Source organism: Paenibacillus typhae, assembly GCF_900099765.1.
Taxonomy (GTDB): domain Bacteria; phylum Bacillota; class Bacilli; order Paenibacillales; family Paenibacillaceae; genus Paenibacillus_AQ; species Paenibacillus_AQ typhae.
The window spans coordinates 19,150-41,445 of the sequence record NZ_FNDX01000031.1 but is presented as its reverse complement, the minus strand read 5'-3'; the positions used below and the strand labels follow the sequence as shown (position 1 = coordinate 41,445).

Sequence of the window (22,296 nt, the reverse complement as noted above, 5' to 3'; positions counted from 1 at the left end):
TCTCCCTATGAATAGAGACTCGTCCGGGGCTTCTCCCAATATAATACAAAATCCTTCGGGCGCAGGACGCCGCTCAGGTGCTCCGGAGCCCGGCAAGGCCGGGAGCCGCAAAATCACCCGCCGCCAGTTCCTGGCCTGGGGAACCGCGACCCTGTTCGGGGCAGGGCTGCTTACAGGCGGATATGTCTGGCAGGGGGAGCCTAACTGGCTCGAGGTTACGGAGCTGGAGCTGCCGCTGGGCAAGCTTCCTTCCGCTTTTTCCGGTACCCGGCTTGTTCACTTCAGCGATGTCCATCTGGGCTTCAATAAAGATGCCGATGATGTGAAAAGGCTGGTGAAGCATATCAAGGAAGCCAGGCCGGATATGATCTGCTTCACCGGGGATATCGTGGATAGTGAAGCCGAGGATCTGACCGATTCGGTAGCCCTGCTGGCGGAATTAACCGCACCCCTGGGTAAATACGCGATTTTTGGCAATCATGATTATAAAAATACAGAGCTGCTTACCCGTTTGCTGCAGGCTGCCGGTTTTGTCGTCCTCCGGAATCAGGCCTATGTGGTCAGCCTGGGCGGCGCGAGGATTGCGGTGGCCGGTCTGGAGGACATGCTCAAGGGCATTCCCGATCCTGCCGCTGCGCTTAAGGATGTCCCTGAGGATATGTTCACGGTGCTGCTCATGCATGAGCCGGATTATGCCGACACGGCGGAGGGCTATCCCTTTCATCTTCAGCTATCGGGACACAGCCATGGCGGCCAGATCCGCATGCCGTTCATTGGGGCACCGTACACGCCTTACGGTTCGCTTAAATACATAAGCGGTTTATATTACACCGCAGCAAAAGCCATGCCGGTCTATGTGAACAGAGGCTTCGGCGAAACCTATATGCCCTTCCGGCTGCTGTGCAGGCCGGAGCTGACGGTGCTCACCCTGCGTCAAGCTTAGCGGAGGAAGAATCAGGGCGAAGCTGCTGAACCGCCATTAACTGCAGAGGAGAGGGAACTATATGATTACTTATGAAACAGTATCATTCACCGCCCGGCAAGGAACAGCAGTTGAACTAAGACAGATGCAGCCTGCTGAAGCCGGCAGGCTGAAGGCTCTTCTCTCGCATCCGGAGGTTCAGCCGCATATTGTGATGCGCTGCGGAGCCGGATCGCAGCAGGCGGTTCTGGACAAGCTGGCCCAGCGGATGATTCATGCCCATGATCCCTGTGCCCTGCATGCCGGCATTTATGCCAGAGGCGGGCAGGAGCTGATCGGAACAGTGTCCCTGCAGAACTGGAACCGGCATGAAGGCAAAGCCGTGTTAGGTTACATGCTGCATCCGGACTGGTGGGGTGCAGGCTTCACGACAGAGGCTGTCGGGCTGATGCTGAGCTATGCGGTGCAGGAGCTGGGCCTTGCGAAGGCGGAGGGGCGCTGCCGCGGCAGCAATCTGAGAAGCGAGCGGGTCATGCTCAAAAACGGACTGGCCCTGGACCGGATTCTGCCGGTGGCAGACGGCTCGGGCGATGTCATAAAAGTGTTCAGCATTGTTACACAATTGAAATAAAGCCGTTATCAAACTCTAACAGTGTCCGGTTAAACTAAGTACATGACCCCCTTTTGAAAATATAACTGCTGTTGGGACCCGGTGCTCCGGGTCCATTTTTTTGTGCGTTCAGCGGTAGCAGGGCTGAGCTGCAGCTTTATGCCCGGAAAACTGGCGGCTGCCGATGCAGCCGGGTTATGATAAGGAACAAGAATAATGTTTATTACAGCCTTAGGAGGAATCAACCATTGAATGAAGTGCTGAACACCCTAAAGAATCACCGTTCGTTCCGGAAATATGCGGATAAGCCTGTAGAACCCGATCAGCTGCGGATGATTATCGAAGCTGCACAGGCAGCCCCTTCCTGGGTTAACGGGCAACAGGTTACTATCATTGCCGTGCAGAACAAGGAGCGCAGGGAGAAGCTGGCAGCGCTGAGCGGTAATCAGAAGCATGTGGCGGAGGCACCGGTGTTCCTGGTGTTCTGTATGGATTTTTACCGCACCAAGCTGGCCGCCGGGCTGGAGGGCCAGCCGTTTGAGGCAGCGGCGGATGCCGATGTCCTGCTTGTCGGGGCCGTCGATGCAGGAATTGCGCTGGAAAGTGCGGTGGCTGCTGCCGAATCCATGGGACTTGGCATTATTCCGATCGGCGGCATCCGCCGTAATACCGCGGAGGTTATTGAGCTGCTGGAGCTGCCGGAGTATGTATTCCCGGTAGTCGGCCTGTGTATCGGCTACCCCGGTGAGGAGCTGCCCAAGAAGCCGCGTCTGCCTCTGGAGGCCGTGTACCACCAAGAACGTTATAACCGCGAGCTTGAAGGCAGCATCCGGCAGTACAATGCGGAATTCCGGGAGTATCTGAAGTCGGCCGGCCAGACGGAGCGGGACTGGAGCGCAGTCATCGCCCACTTCTATGCGCTGAATCCGCAGTACGGGGATGCCGGGGAGACTCTTCCTAAGCAGGGCTTTACCTGCAGCAACCTGCAGAAATAAACAGAGCACCGCAGCATAAAAGGACAGTCAGGGAAGCAAGGTACGCTGCCCCGAAGCCTTGATTGCTGCGGTGCTTTTTGGATCGGATGTAGTCCGTTATTCAATAGGTACGGCAATCTGTTCACGCCGCTTGTAATACACCCACTCTTTAAAGCCGATTTCCTTCAGCCGTGCTTCCACCGCACCTCTCTGGTCGGCAACCCGGGAAGGCTTATGCGCATCAGAGCCGAAGCTGACCTTTACGCCGTAGTGCAGGGCGCGCTCGAGAATGTCATCCGAAGGATACCAGCCGCCGCACAGCTTCGTGCCGCCGGAGGTATTGATCTCGATTGCGGTTCTGCATTCCCCGATCACACGCAGAGCTTCATCAATCTCTGCAGCAGCAGGAATATCACAGAACTCAGGATAGTTGCCCTTCATCGCATCGATATGGCCAAGAATCTGGAACATGCCGCTGCGGGCAGAATCAGCGATCAGCCGGTAATATTCCGCTTTGACGGCCTGCTTCTGCTGCTGGCCGAGCTTTTTCCAGCGGCTCTTGTTAAAGATGCTGACGCCGTGAACACTATGTACGGAGCCAATTACATAGTCAAAAGGGTAAGCGGCCAGCGTAGCCCTGTACAATTCAGCATGCTCGGGGAAATAATCCGATTCAATGCCGAGCAGGACGTCAATTTTGCCGGCGTACTCTTTTTGCAGGGACAGCACTTCTTCTATATAGTTTACAATCTCTGATTTAGCCATGGCGATATGGGGAAAGGCCTGCTCCGCCTTATGGCCGAAGTAAGGGGTATGGTCGGAAATTCCGATAACGCTAAGACCGGCGGCGATTCCGGCCTCTACATAATCCCTGATGGTTCCGTCGGCATGGCCGCAGCGGAAATGATGGGTGTGCAGGTCGAACTTCATATGTGTGGACATCTCCTTTGGCCATAGTGTGTGTACGTCAGCAGTACATCATACCGGTTATTCCGAACCGATGAACTGAGTTTCCGGCATGCCCTTCAAATCGCTTAGAAACTGGCGCATGGCGGAATTGACATATTTGCCTGATTTGGTTATGACACCTACGGGATGGGTAACCTCCAGCTCGATAATCGGGACGATTTTGAGTGTTCCATTGCGGACCTCGGCCGTTACTGACTGCTTGGAAATAACGGCTGCGCCAAGATCAAGCTCGACCATCCGCTTCACTTCCTCGCTGCTCGTCAGCTCCATAATAACCTGAGGCTGGATGCCGTGCCTGGCCAGTACATCATCGACGAATCTGCGGCCGACCGTATCGGGGGAGAGCAGAATAAGCGGTGTGGTGCCGAGCGCTTCAATGCCCGCTGTTTTCATCTGGGCCAGCGGATGCCTTGGGGATACAACCAGCTCAAAGGTGTCGTAATACAGCACGGAAGTCGTCATTCCCGGATTTTGCCCGATCAGGTAGCCGATGCCCACATCAACAATCCCGTTCTCCACCTGCTGATAGATCTGCGATGAGGACATGGAGGAAATCGAGGTTTTGATATGCGGGAACTGATCCTGAAAATAGGACAGGATGCGCGGCAGAATCTGTATTGCAATGGAGGTGGTCGTTCCGAGAATAATATGCCCCTGGGGATTCTCGTCCAGATCGGCAAGCCGCTGCTTCAGCTCCTCCACAATGCCCACAATCTTCTCTGCATGCGTAAGGAATACTTTGCCCCGGTCCGTCAGGGTAACCGGCTGGTTCCGGTCTACAAGCTGTGTTTTGAACTCTTCCTCCAGACTTTTGATCTGTGCCGAAACTGCCGGCTGGGTCAGGTTAAGCAGTTCACCTGCCTTGCGAAAGCTCATCGTCTTGGAGATTGTGATCAGTGTCTCCAGCTGGCTAATGTTCATAGATGTGCCCCCTTTTGCCTACCGAATCGTTCGCCGAATAGCTGAATTGTTATATAGTGTGGAAACCGGGCGTTTTCGCAGGATAATTAATCTGAAATGCTGTACAGGGAAATAGATGGTTTAAACAGGCTTATCTTACGCGGAATGTTGGCATTTGATTAAATTATAGGAGATTACATCCGGCAGGGCAATGCACGGCATAAAACTATCTTTTCAATTCCTTCGACAGAAGCATTAATTTTTGGTGAATAATGCCGATATATGAAGTATAATTAATCATTATCGCTTAGGACTTTTGGTATATGACTAAAGCCAGGTAGAGGGGGGACAGCACTTTCATGAAAGCAGAAGTAATCAATCCATTTCTAGAGTCTGCACGCATTGTAATTGAGCAGGTGATTCAGGTCTCGCCATCCACCGGAAATCTGGGCATCAAGGATATTGAACTGATCGATAATCATATATGGATTCAGGTGGGGATGACAGGGCAGCTCAGCGGGGATATTATTTTTGGGCTTGAGGAGCATGTGGCGCTGAAGATGGTATCTGCAATGATGGGCGGCTATCCGATCGCAGAAATGGATGAAATGGGGCAGAGTGCCATTTCGGAGCTGGGCAATATGATCAGCGGAAATGCCAGTACGATTCTTTCCAATCAGGGGGTATCCGTTGATATTACGCCGCCCAAGCTGATGAAGCTGGAGAGCATGGCGATTGTTCCGCGCAGAGCACTCAGCATCCCGCTGCTGATGGAAGGCATTGGAGAACTCGATATTCAAGTGATGATTTCTTAGGCGGACTTTAGGAGCTGAAAGATATTCATGCAACAGCTTAAAGACAAGATTGTTGTGATTACAGGAGCTTCAAGCGGGATCGGAGCCATTACTGCCCGGATGCTCAGCGCCAAGGGAGCGGTTCCCGTTCTGCTGGCCCGTTCGGAGAAGAAGCTGAAAGAAACGGCGGCCGGAATTCCGGGCGTTTTTGGACTGTATACCTGCGATGTTACTGACGAATCTGAAGTGGCACGGGTGTTCACTGAGATCCTGGCGGCATACGGCAGAATTGATATTCTGCTGAACAACGCCGGATACGGCAAGTTTGCCGGATTCACCGAGATGGAGCCGCAGGAGTTCGATGATATGATGGATGTCAACTACATGGGCATCGTCCGCTGTACCAAGGCGGTCGTTCCTCATATGCTGCAGCGGGGCAGCGGCCAGATTGTCAATGTCGCCTCAATGGCCGGAAAAATCGGCACAGCCCGGTCGGTTGCCTACACGGCGACCAAGCATGCCGTGCTGGGCTTCACCAATGCCCTGCGCCAGGAGCTGCGTAAGAGCGGTATCACCGTGTCTGCGGTCAATCCTGGACCGATTGCCACCGATTTCTTCAAGACGGCAGATCCCTCCGGCAATTACCAGAAGAATGTGGCCCGGATGATGATGACCCCCGAGTATGTCTCCGCCAGAATCGTCAAGCTGATGGAGAAGCGCAAGGAAGAAATCGATCTTCCCGGAATTGCCGGCTTCGGCATCCGGCTGTACGGTTTGTTCCCCCGTCTGGCAGACAAGCTGACCTATAATGCAATGAACCGTAAATAGAGGTGTATTTACAAAGAAATGGCCTTCCATTTGGTGGAGAGGCCTTTTTGGCATATAATGAAGATATTACTTAGCGAAAAGGATGAAACCTACTTATGACTAACGCTTCTTTTGCGGCCATCGGCATCCAGGAGGACCTTGTTGCCCGATTGTCGGAATTCGGCATTACCGCCCCGTCTCCCGTTCAGGAGCAGACGATCCCGCTGCTGCTGGAGGGCAGGGACGTGCTTGCCGCATCCCAGACCGGAACAGGCAAGACGCTGGCTTACCTGCTGCCGCTGCTTCAAGGGATTAACCCGGAGCAGAGAGTGGTGCAAAAGCTGGTGCTGGCCCCGACCCAGGAGCTGGCCATGCAGATTCTCCGCGAGGCGGAGCGGTACGGCGATTACCGCGGCATCAAGGTGATGGGACTGATCGGCGGAGCGGCGATCAAACGCCAGATTGACAAGCTGCGCGAGCATCCCCAGCTTGTCGTCGGCACACCGGGACGCATCCGCGAGCTGATCGGCCTGCGCAAGCTCAAGATGCACGAGGTCAGCACGATTGTCATTGACGAGGCCGACCAGATGTTCCAGCTCAGCGGAGCCGGCGAGGTGGCCAAGATTGTCAGCAGCGCGCTGCGTACCCGCCAGCTGGTCATGCTGTCTGCGACCATCGGCCCGGAGACAAAAGCACTGGCCGCGCGGGAGATGAAGAACCCGGCCGAGATCGGCATTGACCCGGGCGTAATGACCGCCCAGACGCTGGAGCATCATTATGTGGTGACAGAGGAACGGAACAAGGTGGATATGCTGCGCCGGATTATCCGCCACTACAATCCGAAACGGGCGATTGTGTTCGTTAATGCAACGGAGGACATAGCCGAGGTGGAGGCCAAGCTGAACCATCTTGGTCTTACGGCGGCGGCACTGTACGGCGATGCCGACAAGGTTACGCGCAGCAACGTGCTGGCCAAATTCCGGGACGGCAAGTTCCGCGTCCTGGTCGCCAGTGACGTGGCGGCCAGGGGCCTCGATATCGAAGATCTGACGCTTGTCGTCAGCTTCGATCCGGCCTTTGACGCCGAGCACTATGTGCACCGGGCCGGCCGTACCGGGCGCATGGGCAAACGCGGGCTGTCGGTGACGATCGTCACCGAGCAGCAGACGTTTATCATGCGCAAGTTCGCCCGCGAGCTGGATATTCAGCTCGAGGAACGGGCCCTGTCCGCCGGCAAGGTGCTGCCGGCGGAAGAAGCCCGCAGACCGGCGCCCGGCCAAGGCGGCGGGAGTTCAGGCGGCCAGCGCGGGGAGAGCGCAGCGCCGCGCGGCGGCAAGACGGTGCGGACGGCGGCTGTGCAGCCGGACACGGCAGGCGCAAGGCCGGCTGCAGCGCGGCCGGACGGCGCGGCTGTGCGGCGTGAGCCGCAGCATGGGGCCGGCCGGGCCCCGGGCGGGCGCAGCGGGGCGGGAGCAGCCTCTGCTGCGGGCGGCGGCAAAGCCCGCAGCAGCAGTGCGGAACGCGAGAAGAACCGCAAGAATAAAGGAGCGCCCAAGTGGCTCAAGAACAAAACCACGGGAGGTGACGGTCAATGAATAGTGCGCCCGTACTGCAAATTACGGGATTAAGCGGAGGATACAGCCTGAACAAGCCGGTGCTGCATGACATTGGCCTGCAGGTGAAGCCCGGCGAAATGGTCGGGCTGATCGGCCTGAACGGAGCAGGCAAGAGCACAACGATGAAGCATATCCTGGGGCTGATGTCGCCGCACAAGGGCGAAATCACCGTCCAGGGGAAGACCCGGAGCAGCGACCCGGAAGGGTATCACAGCGCGCTGACGTTCGTGCCGGAATCGCCTCTTCTGTACGAGGAGATGACGGTCCGCGAGCATGTTGAGTTTACTGCCAGGGCTTACGGGGTTGAGCGCAGTGATTATGAGACCCGCAGCCTGCAGCTGGCTGCACTCTTTAATATGGAGGACAAGATGGATACGCTGTCCTCCCATTTATCCAAGGGGATGAAGCAGAAGGTTATGATTATGTGTGCCTTTGTGGCAAGGCCGGCACTCTATGTCATTGACGAGCCCTTCCTGGGGCTTGATCCGCTCGGTATCCGCTCCCTGCTTGATTTCATGCTGGAGCTGAAACAATCGGGGGCCTCCATCCTGCTAAGCTCCCATATCCTCTCCACAATTGAGAACTATTGCGACCGCTTCATCGTGCTGCACCGCGGCAAGGTTATCGCCCAGGGCACGCTTGCCGAGATGACCGAAGCTGCCGGCCTGCGCGGCCTGAATCTGGAGCAGCTGTTCTACGAACTGGTGCAGGGAGGGAAATGATATGGATTTGAAAGAGCTGCGCCGGCAGCGGCGCAGCCGGTTCATGGGCAGCATGATCCCTTATGCGGGATATGTAATCAGAAGCGGTGTAGCCATGGTGCTCCTGCTTGTGCTGATCGCCTTCTCAGCCTGGTATACCGCGCTGCTGCGCGACACGCCGGCCGATCTGCCGATCCGCTGGATTATGCTGGTGCTTCTGCTGCCTGCAGCGGTGCACAGCAGCTTCCGGACCTATCTGCGGAGCCCGGACACAATCTTTCTCCTGCCGCAGGGCCACCGGATGAAGGAGTATTTTGCACCGGCCTGGGTGAGCGGAAACGTCTGGAAAATACTTCGGCTGGCCTTCATTCTCATTACATTATGGCCGCTGTACATACGCACCGATGCTGCGCACGGGTCCCTGCTGCTTACAGCCCTGGTGCTGATTGCAGTGAAGCTGCTGTCCAGTTACGGGCTGTGGCGGGAGACCGCGATGCTCTCACGTCCTGCTGCAGCCGGATACCAGCTGCTGCGCTGGGCCGTAGGCGGGCTGATGATCGCGGCATGGCTATGGCAGCCGCCGCTGCGGGCATTGATCTTCATCGTTATTCTGTCTGCAGCCTATTTCGCGGCGCTTCGTGTTCCTAACCGGCATGCCGTTCCCTGGGAGCGGCTGATTGCCACCGAGAAGAACCAGGGCACGAGAGCCCTGATGATGCTCGGCTGGTTCGTGGACGTGCCGGGACGCGAGCAGCGGGTCTACGCCCGGCGTTATCTGTCCCGCTGGGGCGGCGGCATTGCCTGGCGGCGGGACAGCGCCTACCGCTTCCTGCTGACCAAAAGCTTCGCCCGCGGCGATGTCTTCGGCATCGTGCTGCGGATTGCCGTTCTGGGCATGCTGCTGGTCCTCTGGAACCGCAGCAGCTATGCCGGAACCGGCATCTACCTGTTTTTCCTGTTCATCACCGGCATTCAGCTGTCGGCACTGCGCAAGCTGCACAGTGAGTCGTTCTGGCTGACGGTGTATCCGCTGCCTGCAGGCAGCAGGGCAGACAGCACTACGCAATTCATCTTCCGCACATTGCTGGTGCTTGTGCTGGTCCTTGGCTGGCCTTTTCTGCTCACCCTGGGGGAACGGCCGCTTCCGGCCGCCGGCAGCCTGCTGTGCGGTGCGCTGCTGGCCTTCTTTTTCAAAATGTATATGCAGCGCAAAGCGGCTGACCCGGACGATGATGACCTGTAACGGATAGAAGCAAGCATAACAGCAAGAAGCCTTGAAGGGAGCACAGGCTCCGCATCAAGGCTTCTTTGCTGTATATCAAAAGATTTCAGTTAGACAAAGAGTGAACGGCTGATGATAACCAGCAGGATGAAGAGAACCAGAATAGCGCCAGTGCTTGTGAATCCAGGGTATCCGTATCCGCCTCTTACTTCTTCGCTCATGTTCATTCCCCTTTCGAATGTGTTGTTGTACTTGAGTACACCGTATTGTATGTGCGGAGGGAAGAACGTGTATAGGCCAATGCCATGAGGCTGCAAAATAACCCTACAAATTTAAAACTTGGCATGGCAGCTGGCTCCAAAGCTAAACAACGCCCCTTAGAATTCGAAAAAAAACAGCCCCGGTAATCCGGGACTGTCTGCTTGTATTGGCTAAGCTTATTTGCTGGCCTGCTCCAGATCACGGATGCCTGCGTATACCATGTCGAACAGATCCTCAAGCTGATCTTCTTCGATACAGGAGAAGGCAACGCGCAGATCCGTCTCGCCCAGGGCGATCGTGCCCAGTCCGTACTGGTGGATCAGGTGGAGACGCAGGGCTTCGGCCGGCACCGTGTGCAGCTTCAGACACATGAAGTAGCCGGAGTTGAACGGATAATAGGTCCATACGTCGTCACCGTATTTGCCGCTGTCCAGCAGTGCCTTCACTTTGTTGGCACGGCCTTTCATGATCTGGAACTTTTCTTCCTTCTGCTGCGCGAACTCCGGCGCTTTCAGGGCATCCAGCACAAAGGTCTGTGAAGGATGGGCTCCGCTGGAAATCGTTGCACGGATAATGCCGAGCGTCTTCTGCTCCAGGGCAGCCAGCAGCTCTTTGTCTTGCGAAGCAAAAGTGATGAATCCGACACGGAAGCCCCAGACGAACTCTTCCTTGGTAGCCCCGTCAACCTTGACGGCCAGCACGCGCGGATGCAGGTTGGCCAGACGGCCGAACAGGGATTCCTTGAGTGAATCCTCAAAGAAGAGCCCGAAATAGGCGTCATCGCTGACCACGACAACATTGATGCCTTCCTCGGCAGCACGGAGAATGGCGGCGACAATCGCTTCGCCTTCTTCAAGGCCCGGTGTATAGCCGGTAGGATTATTAGGGAAGTTCAGCAGCACGATGGCTTTGCCGTTGTCCTTCTGGGCCAGCAGTGCATCGAGCAGGCCTTCGCTGTTAAACTTCATATCTTCAGTGAACAGGGGATAATTGACGATGCGGCTGAGCCGGCGGATTCCGAAGGTCAGCTCGTAGTTCTCCCAGTTCTTGTCCGGATAGATGATGGCATCGCCTTCCTCGGCGAACAGATCGGCAACAATACTAAGCCCGTGGGTAAGGGCGTTGGTTACAATGGGATTGCCGAAGGATTTGCCTTCGAGCGAAGGGTTTTCGCGAAGCATCTTTTCCCGCCATACGGTACGCAGCTCCGGTTTGCCGGCAGGAGGCGCATAGCCGTACAGGTCTTTGGGACTGTATGCGGACAGCTTATCCTGAATGACGGCAAGATGCATAGGGACACCGTTCTCGGTGGCGATACCGATGGTAGCATTGTACTTCTTGGCGTGAGCCGCCGCCTCGGCAGATTGGCTCAGAATGCCCTCTTTTGGAAAATAGATCGCTTTGCCAAGATTGGAAAGCATGTCGTACACATGTTCATTGCCTGCCTTGATATTGTCGTTCAATTGTCCAGCCAGTGGATTCATCACTTTCATCCTTCCGGTATTCTTCTGGGATATATACGTTAACATTGCCTAACATTATATCACCGTGGCCTGCCTGCGTCACTGAAGAAAGCCGCGTTTTTTGAATACTTTTCGAAAAATTCCGTCAGGAATGGTAGGGGCAGTATTTCTTCATCATTTCCAGTGTTTCAGCATCGCGGGCTCCGCCGCGTTCTGTGAGGCCGCGCGTAACGCCTGCCCGCCCCTCCTCCTTCAGATTCTGGCCGAATTTGAATTTGGCGGTCAGCTCATCGGGGGTGATCCGGACAACCGCAACCCCCTTCAGGCTGCAGCTTTTGCATGAAGAGAGATAAAGCGGCTGCTTTTTCAATGAGATCCTCCACAGGCTCGGCCTGCCCGAAGACTGTCACGCTTTTGAAATAGGCGGTGGCCGGGCAGGCCAGCTCAGGATCGCTGAAATAGGACGGGATCAGCGCAAATTCATCTGCTACGGTGAAGCAGACCTGCTGCTGGCGGCGGATGTGTTCCATCTTGCCTCCGGCATGGCTGCCGTGAAAATAGAAATGGCCTTCCGAATATACGAAGTTCAGCGGTGTCACCCGGGGGAGCCCCTGTTCAGTAACGGTTCCCAGAAAGCCAAAACTCATCCCCTGGAGAAAAGCTGTGATTTCCTCTTCCTGTTCGATCTTGAACTCTTTTCTGCGCATGGCTGGTCATCCTCTCCTTTACTGAGTAGCAGATACATGTGGGTGCAGGTGCCTATCAGATTTCAATCAGCATAGAGTAAGAATTGACATAAAAAAAGGACCGGTTTACATTAATTTTAATGGTCCACTTTGGAGGGAGAAGGAGAGGCATGAATTTTACGCTGCCTTATGAACAGTATCTCGACATCTACCGCTACAAATATCTTGCACTGTATCATGCACTCCGCACAGCCATCATTGGCGGCACGCTGCCGGGAGGGACCCGGCTGCCTTCAACAAGGAAGCTGGCAGAGCTGTACCAGCTGTCCCGCGGCTCGGCCTCGCAGGTATACGATATGCTGCTGGCCGACGGCTACATCCAAACCGAACGGGGGCGCGGCACCTTTGTCTCGGAGGCCGGCGTGTTTGACGTGTTTGGGGAGGACGGCGGAAGGAAAGATGCCGGAGAACTGCCGGCAAACCGGGCGGGAATTGAAATTGAGCAGCACGGGGAGACAGCCGGTTCCGTGCCGGGAGGCAGAGGCTGGAATGTGCCTGAGGCTGGTGCTGGGACTGCTGCATATGAGGGGAGCAATGCATTCCGAGGCTTGCCCGGAGAGGATGAGCGCGCTGAGCTGAGAGACGGTGGCGGTAGCAGGCCGGGGGCTGGTGCTGGTACGACTGTGGCCGCGGCTATCAGTGGAGGAGCATCTGCAGAGGGCGATCCGGATTACGGGAACAGGACGGCGGGTTCAACAGCGCCGGTTAAGCTCAGTGCCTGGGGAGAGCGGCTGATGGAGCGGCAGCTCTCTGTCTATGAACGGGCCGGGGACGGCTTCATCAGCTTCCGCAGCAGCGGTATGGAGCGGGGGCAGTTCCCGTATTCTGAGTGGCGGAGCGCGCTGAATTATGCCGGGGGCAAGCAAGGCGGCCTGCTGGACAGCTACTGCCCGCCCCAGGGTGACGAAGGGCTGCGGCGGGCGATCGCCGCCCATCTGCGGATTACCCGCGGTATCCGCGCAGAGGCCGGACAGATCGTGCTGTTCAGCGGCTCTATGCAGGGCATTGTCATCCTGACCCAACTCCTGCTGGAGCAGGGCAGCTGCGCTGTGGTTGAGGACCCGGGCTATCACGGCATCCGCCGGGCAGTGGAGATCAGCGGCGGCAGGCTGCTCCCGGGCAGGGTGGATTCGGAAGGAATGGTCCCGGAGGACTGGGAGGCCCGGCTGCTGTTCGTCACGCCGAGCCGCCAGTTTCCTACCGGGGCTGTGCTGCCTCTGGAGCGGCGGCGCAGGCTGCTGGAGTGGGCCCGGCGTCATCAGGCTGTCATCATCGAGGATGATTATGACAGCGAGTTCCGCTGGGGCGGACGGCCGATTGAGCCGCTGAAGGCACTTGACCGGGAGGAGCGGGTCGTTTATGTCGGCTCCTTCTCCAACAGCATGTTCTTCGGGCTGCGGGTAGGCTTTGCCGTGCTGCCTTCATCACTGGTGGCGCCGGTAACCGCCGCCAAGGCGCTGTATGAGCCGCTGCCCGCGGGCCAGCTGGAACAGCGCGCCTTAGCACGTTTCATGGGTACCGGCGGGTATAGCCGACACCTGCGGCGCATGACGCGCGTTTACGGTGAACGTGCGCGTCTTCTCCGGACGCTGCTGGCCGCGCGGCTCGGGACGGTTTTTGAAGTGCTGCCGGGCGACGCCGGCCTGCATCTTTATGCGCGATGGCTGCGCACAGACGCGGAATTCGCCGCCTTCCGGACGGCGGCTCTCCGGCGCGGTGCAGATTTCCGCGACGCCGCGCTGTACCGGATAAGGCCCTCCGGGGCGGCAGCCTGCTTTTCGTTCTCCCACCTGGATGCCGCAGCGCTGGAGGAGGGCGTGAACCGCCTGCAGCTGGCGTGGAATGATGTGCAAAACCGCGCGTGACAAGGTATTATAAAAGGTAAGAAAAAAGGGTGCTGAATAGATTTTGCCTTGATGCAGGAGCTAATTGGGCCGGAATCGTAGCCAAGAGCTAAATGAGCATAAGTCTTTTAGAAAAGCGGTCTAAGTGCTTAAATAAAGGGAAAAATCCCCTTAATGTCACCAGTAGCGTGCCGAATGTACTTGATTAAAGGGAAAAATCCCCTTAATGGCACCAATAGCATGCCGAGAGTACTCAATTAGAGGGAAAAATCCCCTTAATGTCACCAGTAGCGTGCCGAAAGTACTCAAATAAAGGGAAAATTCCCCTTAATGGCACCAGTAGCAGGCCTAGAGTACTCAAATAAAGGGAAAATCCCCTTAATGGCACCAATAGCATGCCGAGAGTACTCAATTAGAGGGGAAAATCCCTTTAATGACACCAGTAGAGGGCCGAAAGTGGTCATTTAGAGGGAAAAATCCCTTTAATGGCATCAATAGCGAGTCGAGAGTACTCATTTAAAGGGAAAAATCCCTTTAATGGCATCAATACCATGCCGAAAGTGATCAATTAAAGGGAAAAATCCCCTTAATAACACCAATATCAGACCCAAAGCACTCCACTATAGGATTAAGTCCACTTAATCTGATAAGCTGACGTCCACGGGAAGCTTGTCTGTTTAACTGTGGAAAATCCAGTCCGGCAATCAGCCCAAGGCAGGGGGAATTGTAGGGAGCGCGTCTCCCTCGAAAGCATTTCGGCACAGACAAGCTCTCTCCGGATGCCTAAGCAGTCAGCTGATTTTTACCGCAAACAGAGGCCGGAGTTCCAACAATTTCCGGAGTTACAACCAATCCCGAAAATTACAATGATCCGTTCAATTTTTTATAGGTAAACAACCTTTAGGAGGGGAAAATTATGCTTCACGCATCGCCGACCTCTTTTGTCATACTTCCGGCCCTGGCGAAGATCGTCTGTGAACCGGGCTGGAGGTGGCAGAAAAGAGAGAAGCCGCTGCAAAATTATGATTTGTTCTATGTCTGGAGCGGGGAAGGGACGGTCGTGCGCAACGGTACGCCTTTTCAGGTGGGCAAGGGAAGCTGCTTCCTGTTCCGGCCGGGCGATTATACGCATGCGACACATAATCCGCAAAAGCCTCTGGTTCTTACATATATTCATTTTGATGTGACCGAAGCGGTGACCGAGATCCCCGAGCCTTACCGGGAACTGAATGAAACGGTGGAGTTCGAGCATCTGCTGGCCCGTTATGTGCGGCTGTTTCTGGTGAAGACCTTTGCCGCTGAGGAGGAGGGACGATTGATTCTGAAGCAGCTGATGATTCATCTGCTGCGTGAGGACCGGATGATGCCGGTAGAACGGCATGTCAGCAATCATCTGACCGAAATTATCCATGAGGTGGCCAATTATGTAAGCCAGCATCCCGGGGCTTCGCACCGGGTCGAGGATCTGGCCGCCCGGGCGGGCCTGTCCCCGCGCTACTTTTCTATTAAATTTAAGGAGATCACCGGATCTTCAGTGCAGTCTTATGTGATCCGAGCCCGGATTGAGCGGGCACAGCATCTGCTGCTGTATGCCGGGATGAATGTGACCGAGGTGGCGGATGCGCTGGGATACCGCGACATTTTCTTTTTCAGCCGCCAATTCAAGCAGCACACCGGTAAAAGTCCTTCCGAGATCCGCTGACCGCCTGTGGGTCTTCCGGTACGTGTGCCGCTTTGTTTCAGCCCTTTCTGCTGAGGGTAAATACGTTGCAACCTGGTTTAGCAGAAGATGTATACGCAGCATGAAAGGGGAGAAACAGGCATGTTAAGAGGACGCCGGATTTCAAATAATGCACTCAAGTGCGGGAGCGCCGGTTATTGCCGGAGCCGCTGGAGACGTATGAAACAGATGAGCGGCGCAGCCACTGATCAGTGGTTCTAAAGCTTTTATATGAAATAACGGAAATAACAGAAATAACGTAAGTATAGAGCAGTTTCAGCAGAGAACCGGAGCCGGCAGGCGGCCGGTTTTTTGATTTCCGGTTTTGGCGGCCGTGAGACGTATTTCCGGCTATGCGTATCTGTCCCTTCCTGCCGGGGTATAAGGGTAAGGAGGGGCTACATTCCCATACAGAAGCCGGATACAGACTGCCGGAGTATCGTATAATCAGAACAGCAAGCAAATGAGCCAAAGGGTAAAGGAGAGAGAGTATGTACGAAATCGTGTTGATACGGCATGGAGAGAGCGAATACAACCGCCAGAACCTGTTTACGGGCTGGAGTGATCCGGATTTGACGGAGAAAGGGGTTCAGGAGGCCAAAGCCGCCGGCAAGCTGCTCCGGGAAGCGGGCTACTCTTTCGATCTTGCTTTTGCTTCTGTGCTGAAGCGCTCGATCAAGACGCTGAACTATGTGCTCGAGGAGATGGACCTGCTCTGGATTCCGGTGCAGAAATCATGGAAGCTGAACGAGCGGCATTACGGGGCGCTGCAGGGGCTGAGCAAAAGCGAAACCGCCGTTAAATACGGGGAAGAGCAGCTGCATATCTGGCGGCGCAGCCTGTCGGTCCGTCCGCCGCTGCTTACGCCGGATGATCCGCGGTATGCCCGCAACGATGTCCGCTACAAAGAGGTCCGCCAAGGCGATATCCCGCGCGGTGAGAGTCTGCAGGATACCGTCGGCCGCGTCGGCGATTTCTGGAACAATCGGATTGTGCCTCTGATCCGCAAGAAGGAGCGGGTGCTGATCTCGGCCCATGGCAACACGCTGCGGGCACTGATTAAATTCATGGAGGATCTGGATGAGCCGACCCTGCTGAATCTGAATGTGCCCACCGGAGTCCCGCTTGTCTACAAGCTGGATGATGACGTGAAGCCGGTCAGCCGTTTTTATCTCGGTGTTCCTGAAGAGGTACAGGAGAAGGCCCGCGATGTAGCCAACCCGGGCAAGGTAATGGAATAACGGAGCCTGAGAATCAAACCACAATAAAGGGTACTCCCTGCCTTAACCGGCAAATGGAGTACCCTTTTTGCAAAGATAACAGGATTCAAGCTAAGGCCTGCTTTGCGTTCCGAGCAGTTCACCCATCCTGACCTTGGTTCCTTCCGCAAGTCCGGGACGAGGGGTAAAGGTCCCGTTCTCAAGCAGCAATACTACTGTGGAGCCGAATTCAAAATAGGCGAGGTCATCGCCGATCAGCCACTGATCAGCCTGCTCATCCGAATAGCGGATACTGCTGACATTCATCGCGCCCACCTTCACAACGGCGGCCTCACCATTTGCTCCGGCAATATAAGTAATGAGCCGTTCGTTGCGGCTCAGCACGCTTTTCATATGTCTCATGCCGAATTCGTTGACTGGATATGCCCGTCCGCGGATATAATCGCTCTCAATCCGGCGTCCGGTAAGCGGAGAGTGAATACGGTGGTAATCGGTCGGACTGAGGTACAGGACGAAAAAGAAGCCCTTTTTGTAAAGCTCCTGATGCGGTGAGTGGTTGAGCAGCTCCTCCAGCAGGTAATCCTGACCCTTGACATTCATAATGGTTCCGGAATGAATCTCGCCCATCGCGGTGATCAGAGCGTCTACGGGACTTGCCACGGCGTTCGCGCCTTCTGCGATCTGGCGCATGCCCGGCTTCAGCCTGCGGCTGAAAAATTCATTCAGCGTGTGATACTCTCCGGACGGTTTCTCCGCTTCGGCGGCAGGAATATGATAAGTCCGTATAAATGTTGGGATCAAAAAACGGCTGAGTCTGCTATGGGAAAAAGCCCCCATTAACCGGGAAAGCCACCTATGCGAAGACAGCTCGGTCATCAGCCGCAGCAATTGTTTAACCATGATTATCTCCCTTCCGTCTTGCAGAGTAACGGTCCCGTAAGCCGGGGCCGTTACTGCTCTGCATTATATTGACATAGAATAGGAGACAAATCAATAACGGATATACCTGGAGGGGTTATCCAGCAGGAAACGGGCATAGCCCATGGGTCTGCGGTAGCTGTCCTTCCAGGTGCCGCTGAGCCCGGCTTTTTGGAAGCCGTAGCGCTGGTCGCGCCCGTTACACTCAATAAAGTACAGGCGCAGGTCTTTGGTGATACCGATGTCCAGCCCGATGTCGGCCAGTCCGGGCAGACTTTGCTCCAGCTGGCGGGCGATCGAGAGGCTGAGCATCTGGACGGACCTGCGGATGCTTGCAGCCGCCTCACCGCCGAAGACCTGCTCCAGCACCGCAGAGGCGCTGAACGCTTCGCCGCCCCTGGCGATATTGGAGACGAAGCCGCCCGGTGCCGCAAGCTTGGCGAACATGCCGGTTACCTGCCAGTCTCCGCCCCATCCGCGCTGAACAGTGACACGCAGATCAAAGGGGCGGCCGTTCATTTCAGCCAGCGGAATGCGCTCCTGCACCAGATAAGGCATGGCAGCAAAGCGTGCCCGCAGCGCCGGGTGCAGATTCTCCGGGCTGACGTTTCTGCTGACATAGCGGCGGGAACCGGCAGGAAGATAAGTCCAGCTCCAGCGCCGGGAACCGGCTTTGCGCGACAGGCGCATGACGCCCTTCCCGACACTCCCGCGGCACGGCTTGAGAATGAGATCATGATGGCGGTTTACCATGTCCCTGAGTCCGGCCAGCCCGGCTGCAGAGTCAGGCAAGAATCCCCGCAAAGCCTCATTCTGCTGCAGCAGACCATGAATGTGATCTTTTCCATAACGGTTGCATGTATTAAAAATCTGGAGACCCTGCCCCAGCAGCCGTTCGATTCCGGTACTGCCCGGGCTGAAAATGGCCCTGTTATGAATGACGGCCGGCGTCGGGACGACGGTCCGCTGGTATCCCTGAAGGCCTTTCACATAAGCCACGCTGAATCCCGGTTCAAGATTGATATCGGACAGCTGCAGGAAGCAGGGAACCATTCCATATCCGGCAGCAGCCTCCTCGTAGGCCTCCAGCGACTCCTGTCCCGTTTTTAACCGGGGAACGCCCCGGTGCATAGCGGCATTTAGCAGTATCCCCACGAGCTTTTGCCCCATGTTCGTTCCTCCTGTTAGCTTCTGTAATGACGCCCTGTGACGGCGGTTCCGCTTCTCTAGCATTGTATGTTTGTACTGGGGCTTGAGGATGGACGAATGCGCGGCGGCAGATGCCCTTTTTTAAAATATAAGAATTTATAAGTTTTACACTATACCTCATTCTTATATTTCAGAAGAGGGGGATATCCGGTTAAAAAAGATGAATGTTGTACTGCTAAACCATGCCGGGCCTGGTGTAAAAGGGTGTCATCCGCCTATGCCACTGCATATGATGCCAAGGAGAAACAATCGATGGAAGGAGGAGACTGCTTGTGAAGGGCTCCAGAAAGAACCGGCATAACCAATCCAAACGGCGTCTTTATTATGTGGATAATCCCAATAAAACAGAACTGAGCATGCTACGTAGCGGTCAAAGAGTACAGGGGGATACATCAACCGGGGAAACGGATACGGTGGCGGATACGCCGGATCAGACACTGGTGGTCAGCGGGGTAGGCACGGCGGAGCTTCCGGCTCCGGCAGAAGCTGTTACAGTTGAACCGGCTCCGCAGCTACAGCCAGAGACGCAGCAACAGCCGGCAGCCGAGGCTCCGCTCCTGAACGAGACGGATGTCCGGGTAAGCATCCCTGCTGAACCTTTGCTGACAGAAAAGGAACGGCTGCAGAAGGTCTATACCGATGATATTTCCGAAGCGGCGGTTACCGGCTCCAAAATCGCCCCCCGCACGATTGACGGGTCCAAGCTGAAATTCGGCATTATCGGTACACCATGGCTGCAGGATTATGCGGTACAGAGCATCAACATTGCTGAAAAGGCGGTTACCTCCTCTAAAATCGCCCACGAATCCATTTCAGGCGAGCATTTGGCGGAAGGCAGCATCAGCGGCGGCAAGCTGCTGGATCATTCCATCGGCGGCGAAAAGCTGAAAAACGGCAGCATCGGCCCTGAAAAGCTGGCTGACCGGACAATCGGCGGGGAGCAGATTGCGGACCGCTCGATTTCCGGACGGCATCTCAGCGAGCTGCTGATTACCTCCGAGCTGCTGGAGGACGGCGCCGTAAGCGGCGAGAAAATTCTCAGCAGCAGCATCGTCAGCCGTCATTTGGCCAACGGGATTATTGACCGCTCCAAGCTGGCGGATGATGCGGTATCCGGCGACAAAATCGCCGACGGCGAAATCAGCGGCGACAAAATCGCCGAAGGTGCCATTGACAGCCGCCATCTCAAGGAAGGGACCGTATCGGCGAAGCACCTGGCTCCGGGGGCGATCGGGCGTGAACAGCTGGCCAGCCGTCTGATCGGCAAAGAGCAGCTGGGTTCCGCAGTTATCGAGAGCACTCACCTGGCTGATGGTGCAATAGGAGCGCGGCAGCTTGGAGAAAAGGCTGTACGTAGCCAGCATTTAAGTCCGGAAAGCGTAAACGGGTCGCATATCGGCGACGGGGAAATTAACGGGCATCATCTGGCAGACCGGAGTATTACGTTTGTGAAGCTGGCAGAGGGAGCAGTAGGGACGGCCCAGATTGTAGAGCAGGCAGTCACCTCCTCCAAAATCGCCGATCAAAGCATTCTGACGCATAAGCTGGCTGATGAGGCAGTAACCACCCGCCATCTGGCCAAGTCAGCCGTCCGAGGCCCGCAGATCGCCATGCAGTCCGTCTCCTCCGCTCATTTACAGCGTGAGGCGGTGGACCAGTCCCATCTGGCGGCAGAATCTGTCGGGTCAGAGCAGCTGCAGGCCGGTGCCGTATTGGGGAGCCATCTTGCAGCCGGCTCGGTAAGCGGCAAAGCGCTTGCGCATGACTCTGTCAATGCTGAGCATCTGCTTCCGCATAGCGTAACTACAGCCAAACTCGCGGACGGAGCAGTGACCGGTGCGAAGCTGGCCGGCGGTGCCGTGAACGCCAATGCAATCGCCCGGGAAAGTGTGAGCGGTGAGCATATCGCCTTCTGTGCCGTTGAAGAAAAGCATCTGGCGGATGCCAGTGTGGGCGGCCGTGTGCTGCAGGGCGGAGTTGTGGATACGGAGCACCTGGCTCCAGGAGCTGTTGAGCGCAGACATCTGGCTGAGCACAGTGTAAGCAATACCGCACTGCAGGCCGGGGCTGTGACGGGGGATAAGCTGGCTTCCGGAGCAGTGAAGGAGGTCCATCTGGCGGCGGGTGTGGTACAGCCGCATCATCTGGCAGATCATGCCGTTACTTCATTAAAGATATCACCGGAGAGCATTTCTACCGATAAAATCAGCGATCTTGCTGTTACTTCCATTAAACTTGCAGACGGCAGTGTGACTTCCTCCAAGCTGGTGCCTGCTGCAGTAACCACCGAGCATCTGGCTCCGGGAGCTGTTGCTCCGGCTTCGATCAGCGATGCCGCTGTACAAGGCAGACATCTGGCTCCGGGAAGCGTCGGCGGTGCCCATATCCGGCCGATGTCTGTCGGGAACGGGCATATTTTGCCCGGCTCGGTATCCTCCATCCAGATACAGGATGGCAGTATCAACAGCTCCAAGCTGACCGATGAAGCGGTGAGCTCCCGCCATCTGTCGCCGGAGAGTGTGGAAGGCGATCATCTGGCGGAGAATGCGGTAGCAAGCCGGCATATCCGCGAGGGTGAGATCACCCTGGAGCATCTGGCCGCGGAAGTACGCAGCGCGCAGTGGCTGCCTGAGCGCAGTATAGACGGCGATAAGCTGGCCGAAGGCTCCATTGATGCTTCTCATCTGGTTTCCGGCAGTGTATACGGTGACCACCTGATTCAAGAAGCGGTGGACAGCCGCCATATCCGCAGCGGCAGTATTACGCTGGATCATCTGTCTGAGGAGGTCTTCACCTCCGAGCTGCTGCCTGAGCACAGTGTCGGCGCCTCCAAGCTGGCGGATGAGGCGGTGACCTCCCGCCATCTGTCGCCCGGCAGTGTGGACGGCAGCCATCTGACGGATGATGCGGTAAGCAGCCGTCATATCGGCGGAGGCGAAATAACACCTGACCATTTGTCTGAGGAAGTTATCAGCGCGCAGTGGCTTCCCGACGGCAGCATCAGTGCCGAAAAACTGGCGGATGGCACCATCGGCCCGCTGAAGCTGGCTCCCGGCAGTGTGTATGGCGACCATCTGGTCAAGGAAGCCGTAGACAGTCGCCATATCAAAAAAGGCAGCATTACGCTGAAGCATTTGTCAGAGGAGACGCGTACCTCCGAACTGCTGCCTGACGGCAGTATCGGCGGCTCCAAGCTCGCCGATGATTCCGTCAGCTTCCGCCATTTGGCGGCAGACAGTGTGTATGGAAGTCATTTGGTGAACGACGCAGTAACCGGCCGTCACATTGGCAAAGGCGAGATCACGCTGGAGCATCTGTCCGGTGAAGTCCGGAGTGCGGAGCTGCTGCCAGACGGCAGCATCGGCGGTTCCAAGCTGGCAGACGATGCGGTAGCAGGCCG

At 56.1% G+C, this 22,296-nt stretch carries 17 protein-coding genes and 2 pseudogenes; 12 read left to right on the top strand and 7 right to left on the bottom strand.

The window, feature by feature from the left end; all coding sequences use genetic code 11:
* Window positions 1-7: 7 nt before the first annotated feature.
* From BLR64_RS20940 to BLR64_RS20930, 3 genes are all read left to right on the top strand, one after another.
* Window positions 8-943, top strand: coding sequence for a metallophosphoesterase (locus tag BLR64_RS20940; protein WP_090717117.1), 936 nt, complete (start codon window positions 8-10; stop codon window positions 941-943).
* A 61-nt stretch (window positions 944-1,004) separates the two neighbouring features.
* Window positions 1,005-1,553, top strand: a complete 549-nt coding sequence (locus BLR64_RS20935; RefSeq protein ID WP_090717115.1) for a GNAT family N-acetyltransferase — start codon at window positions 1,005-1,007, stop codon at window positions 1,551-1,553.
* Between the two features lie 227 nt (window positions 1,554-1,780).
* Window positions 1,781-2,527: an NADPH-dependent oxidoreductase gene (locus tag BLR64_RS20930; protein ID WP_090717114.1), complete on the top strand. Its 747-nt coding sequence runs from the start codon at window positions 1,781-1,783 to the stop codon at window positions 2,525-2,527.
* 96 nt (window positions 2,528-2,623) lie between these two features.
* Here BLR64_RS20930 and BLR64_RS20925 read toward each other — a convergent pair whose 3' ends face one another.
* Both BLR64_RS20925 and BLR64_RS20920 read right to left on the bottom strand, forming a co-directional pair.
* A complete protein-coding gene (locus tag BLR64_RS20925; RefSeq protein ID WP_090717112.1) occupies window positions 2,624-3,436 on the bottom strand; it encodes a histidinol-phosphatase in 813 nt (270 codons plus the stop codon).
* A gap of 57 nt (window positions 3,437-3,493) precedes the next feature.
* Window positions 3,494-4,396, bottom strand: coding sequence for a LysR family transcriptional regulator (locus BLR64_RS20920; RefSeq protein ID WP_068726435.1), 903 nt, complete (start codon window positions 4,394-4,396; stop codon window positions 3,494-3,496).
* A 338-nt stretch (window positions 4,397-4,734) separates the two neighbouring features.
* Here BLR64_RS20920 and BLR64_RS20915 point away from each other — a divergent pair, with 338 nt between their 5' ends.
* From BLR64_RS20915 to BLR64_RS20895, 5 genes are all read left to right on the top strand, one after another.
* Complete coding sequence (locus tag BLR64_RS20915) at window positions 4,735-5,190, top strand: chemotaxis protein CheX (RefSeq protein WP_090717110.1); 456 nt, start codon at window positions 4,735-4,737, stop codon at window positions 5,188-5,190.
* 27 nt (window positions 5,191-5,217) lie between these two features.
* Entirely contained in the window at window positions 5,218-5,997 is a 780-nt protein-coding gene (locus tag BLR64_RS20910) for an SDR family NAD(P)-dependent oxidoreductase (protein WP_090717109.1), read from the top strand.
* A gap of 95 nt (window positions 5,998-6,092) precedes the next feature.
* The gene (locus BLR64_RS20905) at window positions 6,093-7,571 is read left to right on the top strand and encodes a DEAD/DEAH box helicase (protein ID WP_090717107.1); all 1,479 of its coding nucleotides are present in this window, start codon (window positions 6,093-6,095) and stop codon (window positions 7,569-7,571) included.
* Window positions 7,568-8,314 carry an ABC transporter ATP-binding protein gene (locus BLR64_RS20900; RefSeq protein ID WP_090717106.1) on the top strand — a complete coding sequence of 249 codons (747 nt, stop codon included), beginning with the start codon at window positions 7,568-7,570 and terminating at the stop codon, window positions 8,312-8,314. The genes BLR64_RS20905 and BLR64_RS20900 overlap by 4 nt, the downstream gene beginning before the upstream one ends.
* Window position 8,315: 1 nt before the next feature.
* Window positions 8,316-9,536 carry an ABC transporter permease gene (locus tag BLR64_RS20895; RefSeq protein ID WP_090717104.1) on the top strand — a complete coding sequence of 407 codons (1,221 nt, stop codon included), beginning with the start codon at window positions 8,316-8,318 and terminating at the stop codon, window positions 9,534-9,536.
* An 89-nt stretch (window positions 9,537-9,625) separates the two neighbouring features.
* Here BLR64_RS20895 and BLR64_RS30595 read toward each other — a convergent pair whose 3' ends face one another.
* The 3 genes and pseudogenes from BLR64_RS30595 to BLR64_RS20885 form a co-directional block, all read right to left on the bottom strand.
* Complete coding sequence (locus tag BLR64_RS30595) at window positions 9,626-9,736, bottom strand: hypothetical protein (protein WP_020429695.1); 111 nt, start codon at window positions 9,734-9,736, stop codon at window positions 9,626-9,628.
* A 216-nt stretch (window positions 9,737-9,952) separates the two neighbouring features.
* Window positions 9,953-11,260 carry an aminotransferase class I/II-fold pyridoxal phosphate-dependent enzyme gene (locus BLR64_RS20890; protein ID WP_090717103.1) on the bottom strand — a complete coding sequence of 436 codons (1,308 nt, stop codon included), beginning with the start codon at window positions 11,258-11,260 and terminating at the stop codon, window positions 9,953-9,955.
* Between the two features lie 124 nt (window positions 11,261-11,384).
* A pseudogene (locus BLR64_RS20885) lies at window positions 11,385-11,946 on the bottom strand (pyridoxamine 5'-phosphate oxidase family protein).
* Between the two features lie 149 nt (window positions 11,947-12,095).
* On the opposite strand from BLR64_RS20885, the gene BLR64_RS20880 reads away from it, so the two are divergent.
* The 3 genes from BLR64_RS20880 (at window position 12,096) to gpmA (ending at window position 16,790) form a co-directional block, all read left to right on the top strand.
* Window positions 12,096-13,850 (top strand): aminotransferase-like domain-containing protein, encoded by a 1,755-nt coding sequence (locus tag BLR64_RS20880; protein WP_090717101.1) that lies wholly within the window; start codon window positions 12,096-12,098, stop codon window positions 13,848-13,850.
* Between the two features lie 895 nt (window positions 13,851-14,745).
* The gene (locus BLR64_RS20875; protein WP_090717099.1) at window positions 14,746-15,531 is read left to right on the top strand and encodes a helix-turn-helix domain-containing protein; all 786 of its coding nucleotides are present in this window, start codon (window positions 14,746-14,748) and stop codon (window positions 15,529-15,531) included.
* A gap of 509 nt (window positions 15,532-16,040) precedes the next feature.
* On the top strand, window positions 16,041-16,790 hold the full coding sequence (gene gpmA, locus BLR64_RS20870) for a 2,3-diphosphoglycerate-dependent phosphoglycerate mutase (protein WP_090717097.1): 750 nt from the start codon (window positions 16,041-16,043) through the stop codon (window positions 16,788-16,790).
* Window positions 16,791-16,880: 90 nt separating this feature from the next.
* Here the strand turns inward: gpmA and asd are convergent, their stop codons facing one another.
* Window positions 16,881-17,669 carry an archaetidylserine decarboxylase gene (gene asd / locus BLR64_RS20865; RefSeq protein ID WP_090717096.1) on the bottom strand — a complete coding sequence of 263 codons (789 nt, stop codon included), beginning with the start codon at window positions 17,667-17,669 and terminating at the stop codon, window positions 16,881-16,883.
* 90 nt (window positions 17,670-17,759) lie between these two features.
* Complete coding sequence (locus BLR64_RS20860; RefSeq protein WP_090717094.1) at window positions 17,760-18,857, bottom strand: YheC/YheD family endospore coat-associated protein; 1,098 nt, start codon at window positions 18,855-18,857, stop codon at window positions 17,760-17,762.
* A 311-nt stretch (window positions 18,858-19,168) separates the two neighbouring features.
* Here BLR64_RS20860 and BLR64_RS20855 point away from each other — a divergent pair.
* A pseudogene (locus tag BLR64_RS20855) lies at window positions 19,169-22,296 on the top strand (hypothetical protein); the annotation flags it as partial.